Genomic DNA, 2,751 nt, shown 5'->3' with positions numbered 1-2,751 from the left:
CTGCATGCGGCCGGGCAGACGCTGGAAAGAGCTGTCGGGCTCCAGTTCGTCCAAGATTGAGTTCGCCGTTCAACCTCCGGATGGTGGGTCTCTGGCGGTCAGTGCACCGTCCAACCGTGCTGGGAACAGGGGGCTCGGTACGCTTGATCGCGATCGGGCAGGCTCCTGACCGTTGGAGACCGCCCAATCGGCTGAGGGCGCCAGAACACCGCTCGACCGTCCATATCGACCTTCGCACCGCCGTTCTTGCCTCGCCGTCTGCATGTCCATAGCCGCTCATGCGGCGAGCGCTGCCCGCAGTTCCGGGCCCAGCCGCCAACCGTGCCATGGCATAGACCGGGATCCCATACCCGCGAAAAGTCCCAGGTCGCAGCCCTGGACGAGTGTCGGGTACCCGCAAGGACGAGGGTCGTGGCTGACGGCGCGGATCAGGCGTGTTTGACGCGCCGTACCGGTGCGGCCGAGGGTACGTGCATGGACCTTGGGCGGATCGCCGTTAACCATCAGATCATGGGTGGTGTGCCCTGCGTCGCCGGCACCCGTGTGCCGGTGGCTACTGTCGTTGGTCTCGTGGCGAACGGGCTTACCACGGATGGGATCGTGGCCGAGTACCCGCAGCTTGTCCCGGATGACGTGCAAGCGTGTCTGGAGTATGCGGCACGAGTTGTTGACGAGCGGGAGCTTCCGGTCTGGCTCACCGCGTGAGATTCCCGCTTGATGAGTGCCTCTCCGCGCGCATGGCCGGGCTGCTTCGCGCCGCAGGTCATGACTGCTCACATGTCTACGAACTCGGCTTGGGCGGCCAGAGCGACGAACGGATCATGGCACTGGCAGATCGCGAGAATTGGATTCTCATATCCGCTGATACTGACTTCGGGAACTTCTGGCCAACAGCCCCGCGATGGCGCCCAGCGCCATCCTTCTTCGCCGTATCGACAAGAGGGCCGAATCCCTCGCCTCCGTCGTCCTGGCCAACCTCGGCCAAGTCATGGACGACCTGACCGAAGGCGTACTTGTCGTGATCAGTGATACCCGGATCCGCGCTCGCCGCCTCCCGATGAAGGCCAGCGACTGAGCAGCGCCGGTCGGTGCCTGACGCTTGTCTGTAGGCTCTGACCAGCGCTGCTGCCGCACTGGATACACTTGATCAAGTTACTGGCGGCCAACGCTTGCCGTTCAGGGGCATCGAGCAATTGGCCCGTCGCGGGCGCTGGTACCGCCCGTCGCGTAATGCTGCCTGGACGCGCGGTATCCGGGAGCCGGATGCCTTGGGAAGGCCGCGTCAGGCATGGGGCTGGTGCCGCGTCTCAGCGGGCGTGCTGCCGGTGGAACCAGCGCCCAGCAGCTTCGCGATGGGTGGCAGCAGCCGTAGGCACTCGGCGCGCAACTGTGGCAGGACCGCCGCGGTCCTGCCCGTCTGGATCGGAGGCGCGGCGCCGGCATCGCCGGCCAGGGTGGCGAGATCGCCGCATAGCCGGCGGATCGGGTCGCCGTCGCCGCCGTGAGCCGCCAGCGGCTCGCCCAGCTGCCCGAGGGCCAGCAGGGCGCGATCGAGAACTCGCGGCTCGGGCGCATCCTCCAAGAGGACAGCAGTCAGGCGCAGCAGCCGCCGTGCCGCCTGCCGGATCAGCTCGGGCTGCGGGGGGCCGCCGTCCGAGCGCTCCCGCGCCATCCGTATCCGGGTCTGCTCGATCCAGGGCTCGATCGTCGCCGCCACCCACAACGGGCCAGCGGCCAGTTCGTCGTCCGGGGGCGGCATGCTCCGGCTCAACCGCCGCCGCCACACCGTGACGAGCTGCCGGTCCACGCCCAGCACGTCCGCGATCTCCGCGATCCCGTAGTACCGCCGCAGCGGTCCGCCGCTCATCCGTACCTCAATCCGTCTGTTGACCTAACGTTGATGTTATGTAAGAAGGCGTTTTGCTAGTCTCCTCCTGTCTTCGAAGATGACGTGAACGCTATCAAGGAGAACGCGGGAAGAGGAGCCTGAAAATGATCAAAAGACTGACGACGGCCTTGGCGGTCGTCGGGGTTGTGGCGGTGCCGACGGTAGCGATCCATGCCATGCACTGGCCAGCGCAGAAGATCTCCGTCGCACCGGCGGTTCTGGCCGCTGAACCGGCGTCATACCAGGCGGGCACCTCGGACACGGAAACCGACCACCAGCCGTACACGATCGGCGTCCGGCTGAGTCAGCCCTCCTGCCCGGTGTACTGGAACCTCGATGCGACCGGCGACCACGCCGCCGGCAAGCCTGGCTGGGATGAGAAGGCCATGGTTTCGGTGCGGTCCGGCGGCACCGTCCACGCCGCGGTCGGCTGGCGGTACAACGTGAACAGCCGCTGGGCTCTGATAGCCAGCCGTCGCGAGAAGACGCCCTACTGGGGCTTCATCGAACGGTCCTGCCTGGCTGACCCGCCCCAAAGGATACTGTCCGGCCACGCCCACAGCGGTGGCTGGGACACCGTGCACTTCCGGCCTGTCGCCGGAACGATCGCCGGCACCCGTCATCTCACCACGGCCGCAACCGTGCGAAGTGGGCCGAACGGTTACGTCATCGGCAACCTGCGCTCCGGCGCGACCTTCCACTGGAGCCACCGCTGCGGTCATCGCGGACCATGGGTGTTCGGCTGGGCACCCGACGCGAACACCTGGGGCTGGATTCTCGCCGGGGATATCGGCAACCCCTGCACACCGAACGACTATCCGACCAGCACCGGCAGCCACTCATCGGAAGCCTCCACCGCAGCC

Annotated in this window: 4 protein-coding genes and 1 pseudogene; 4 read left to right on the top strand and 1 reads right to left on the bottom strand. The window is 66.8% G+C overall.

Going from position 1 to position 2,751, the window contains the following annotated elements; genetic code table 11:
* Nucleotides 1-474 precede the first annotated feature (474 nt).
* The 3 genes and pseudogenes from MJ785_RS21590 (at nucleotide 475) to MJ785_RS21585 (ending at nucleotide 1,075) form a co-directional block, all read left to right on the top strand.
* The gene (locus tag MJ785_RS21590; protein ID WP_239375567.1) at nucleotides 475-705 is read left to right on the top strand and encodes a DUF433 domain-containing protein; all 231 of its coding nucleotides are present in this window, start codon (nucleotides 475-477) and stop codon (nucleotides 703-705) included.
* Nucleotides 702-872 (top strand): annotated as a pseudogene (locus tag MJ785_RS22460) (DUF5615 family PIN-like protein); the annotation flags it as partial. The gene MJ785_RS21590 and the pseudogene MJ785_RS22460, both read left to right, overlap by 4 nt.
* 29 nt (nucleotides 873-901) lie before the next feature.
* Nucleotides 902-1,075: a hypothetical protein gene (locus MJ785_RS21585; RefSeq protein WP_239382698.1), complete on the top strand. Its 174-nt coding sequence runs from the start codon at nucleotides 902-904 to the stop codon at nucleotides 1,073-1,075.
* Nucleotides 1,076-1,282: 207 nt separating this feature from the next.
* Here MJ785_RS21585 and MJ785_RS21580 read toward each other — a convergent pair whose 3' ends face one another.
* A complete protein-coding gene (locus tag MJ785_RS21580) occupies nucleotides 1,283-1,867 on the bottom strand; it encodes a hypothetical protein (protein WP_239382697.1) in 585 nt (194 codons plus the stop codon).
* 125 nt (nucleotides 1,868-1,992) lie between these two features.
* Between MJ785_RS21580 and MJ785_RS21575 the strand changes: the two genes are divergently transcribed.
* On the top strand, nucleotides 1,993-2,751 hold a 759-nt coding region (locus MJ785_RS21575; RefSeq protein WP_239382696.1), incomplete at its 3' end, for a hypothetical protein.

The organism is Protofrankia sp. CiT1 (assembly GCF_917627335.1).
Taxonomy (GTDB): domain Bacteria; phylum Actinomycetota; class Actinomycetes; order Frankiales; family Frankiaceae; genus Protofrankia.
This window is presented reverse-complemented; position numbering and strand designations above follow the sequence as displayed.

Bases quoted from the DNA above. Each gene is read 5' to 3' on its own strand.
- MJ785_RS21585 (WP_239382698.1), top strand. From the start codon at position 902: ATGGCGCCCAGCGCCATCCTTCTTCGCCGTATCGACAAGAGGGCCGAA.
- MJ785_RS21580 (WP_239382697.1), bottom strand. From the start codon at position 1,867: ATGAGCGGCGGACCGCTGCGGCGGTACTACGGGATCGCGGAGATCGCG.
- MJ785_RS21590 (WP_239375567.1), top strand. From the start codon at position 475: ATGGACCTTGGGCGGATCGCCGTTAACCATCAGATCATGGGTGGTGTG.